This is a genomic window from Sandarakinorhabdus rubra, assembly GCF_010994245.1.
Taxonomy (GTDB): domain Bacteria; phylum Pseudomonadota; class Alphaproteobacteria; order Sphingomonadales; family Sphingomonadaceae; genus Sandarakinorhabdus; species Sandarakinorhabdus rubra.
On the sequence record NZ_WMHO01000314.1, the window covers coordinates 1 to 2,149 of the forward strand.

The 2,149-nt window shown below is 68.0% G+C and carries 4 protein-coding genes; 1 reads left to right on the plus strand and 3 read right to left on the minus strand.

Annotated features, from left to right (window positions below):
• Positions 1-251 precede the first annotated feature (251 nt).
• Positions 252-620 carry a UrcA family protein gene (locus GJV64_RS13880; protein ID WP_164158003.1) on the minus strand — a complete coding sequence of 123 codons (369 nt, stop codon included), beginning with the start codon at positions 618-620 and terminating at the stop codon, positions 252-254.
• Between the two features lie 274 nt (positions 621-894).
• On the opposite strand from GJV64_RS13880, the gene GJV64_RS13885 reads away from it, so the two are divergent.
• On the plus strand, positions 895-1,320 hold the full coding sequence (locus GJV64_RS13885) for an RrF2 family transcriptional regulator (protein WP_164158007.1): 426 nt from the start codon (positions 895-897) through the stop codon (positions 1,318-1,320).
• A 6-nt stretch (positions 1,321-1,326) separates the two neighbouring features.
• On the opposite strand, the gene GJV64_RS13890 is transcribed toward GJV64_RS13885, so the two are convergent.
• Positions 1,327-1,788 carry an META domain-containing protein gene (locus GJV64_RS13890; protein WP_164158009.1) on the minus strand — a complete coding sequence of 154 codons (462 nt, stop codon included), beginning with the start codon at positions 1,786-1,788 and terminating at the stop codon, positions 1,327-1,329.
• A gap of 7 nt (positions 1,789-1,795) precedes the next feature.
• Positions 1,796-2,149 (minus strand): hypothetical protein (locus GJV64_RS13895; protein WP_408015004.1); only part of this gene is annotated, 354 nt, incomplete at its 5' end.

Here is a 2,149-nt window from a genome sequence, read left to right on the forward strand (position 1 = left end):
CGATGCCCAGGGCGCGGGCCCGTTCGGCGGCGGCTGGCAGCGCCGACAGCAGCAGTGGGAGCAGCAGCAGGTGGCGACGGTGGCGCATGGCCTGACCATGGCGGCTTTGCCGGCAAAAGCAATGCTGCCCGGCGCCGAGGGAACAGGCGCCGGGCAGCACGCGGGGTGCGGCCTGAAGAGGGCTGGAGGGGCCGCACCATGCCCGTGGAGAGGGGGAACCACGGGAAGCGAATCCGGTGGCAGTTTCGCGGTCAGGCGCCGCGGCGCTGGCTCGCCGCCGCCATCGCGGCGTGGCGGCCGTTGCGCACCGCCTCTTGCACGCAGCGGCCTTCCTGGAACGCGCTCCATGGTTCGACGCCGCTGTTCTCGCACACCTTGCGGGCGGCGATCCGGATGCGGGCTTCCAGCTTTTCGCGCCCTTCCTTGCTGCCAAGGTCGAGATCGGCGTGCGGGACCAGGGCGACGCGCTCGCCATGCTCGTTCTGGCTGATGCGGGCCTGGCTGGTGACAGGGGTGGCGGCGGCCGGTGCGGTGGCACCGGCAATGCACAGGCCGGCGAGCAGCAGCGTGCCGGCGACTCCGGCCAGGCTGCGGGAAAGCGGATGGGCAGATGCGATCATTTGGGTCCTCCTTCTGGCGTCGGGCCGGGGCGTCCGGCGTCGATGCCGGACACGTAGCAAGGCGTGTGCCAACTTGGGCCAGACGCAGCGTCTCCATTTGAATCAACGGGTTAGGCGCATTGCTGTATTACAATGGAAATACACATATAGTGCAGAACGCCGAACATCGGCAAAATCCGCCACTTGGTGGGACTACGTTTGTCGGGGCAGGAAAGCGCATCTGGGGAGCTTGCCGCGCCTTGGCAGCAATTCCCTGTTGGTGCATAGGAGATACGTGCTTACCCAGCGGTCCCGCTATGCGCTGCGCGCGCTCATCTTCATTGCCCGGTCGGGCGGCGTGGCGCCGGTGCCGATCTCGGCCATCGCTGCCGATCAGAAGCTGCCGCGCAAGTTTCTCGAAGCGATCCTGCTCGATCTGAAGAACGGTGGCCTGGTCAACAGCTATCGCGGCAAGATGGGGGGCTATCGGCTGGCGCGGCCGGCCGGGCAGATCAGCTTCGGCGAGATCATTCGCCTGATCGAAGGGCCGATCGCGCTGGTACCCTGCGTGTCGCTGTCGGCCTACCAGCGCTGTGTCGACTGTTTCGAGGAATCGACCTGCGTCATCCGCAAGGTGATGCTGACGGTGCGCGAGCAGACCGCCAACATCCTCGATCACACCACCCTTGCCGACCTTTCGATCGACCGCGAAGCTGCCTGAGGCGGCCTATTGTGCCGATTTCGGCGGCCGGCGCAGCCGCAGCCTGCGGCCATCCGGCGCCGACAATATGGCCTCGCCACCTTGCGTATAGGTGACGCTGGTCACCGCGCCCAGCACGGCGAGAAACCGCTGCTCTACCGCCATCACAGGCGCCGGGCAGGCCATCATCGTGCTGGCCAGCGGCCCCAGTTTCAACGCGGCGCCGGTCTGGCGCCAGTCGCCGGTGAACTGGTTGCAGCCGCTCTTGCCCGAAACCCGACTGGTGTTCTGGTCACCCGGGTCGAACCGCAGGCTGATCCCGGCCTCCGGCACGCCGCCGCCGTTGAGATCGGCCAGCACCCATTCTCCCTCCAGCGTCCCCGCGATCACCGGCGGCTGGCCCGACAGCGCATGCCCAAGCTGGGCGCGCTGTTCGTGGCAGCCGGTCATCAGGCCAAGTAGCAGGACGGCGGGAAGGACGGCGCGCATGCACCCATCATGATGCAGGAGGGGCTGCGCGCGCAAGGCTGGCCACCAGGTCGCGCATCGCCGTCTGGTCGGTCAGGATGGCGCCGTCGGTGGGCCGGTCGAGATCGAGGATCAGCATCATCGTCAACCCCATCAGGCCGAACAGCACGAGGCTGGCAAAGCGGTGACGCTCGCCATGCGCGGCCAGCACATAGCCGAGCAGGAAGGCCGAGACCGTGGCAAACAGCACCAGCATCAGGATCACCTCGGCCGGCACCTGCGCCGCCACGGCGCGTTCGCGCGTGGTGCCGGTGTCGATCACGGCGTTGACCGCGGCGACCAGGCTGGCGGCGCGGGCGCCATCCAGCCCCGCCTCTGCGTC

Coding starts and splice junctions, on each gene's coding strand:
- GJV64_RS13880 (WP_164158003.1), bottom strand. CDS start 620: ATGATCGCATCTGCCCATCCGCTTTCCCGCAGCCTGGCCGGAGTCGCC.
- GJV64_RS13890 (WP_164158009.1), bottom strand. CDS start 1,788: ATGCGCGCCGTCCTTCCCGCCGTCCTGCTACTTGGCCTGATGACCGGC.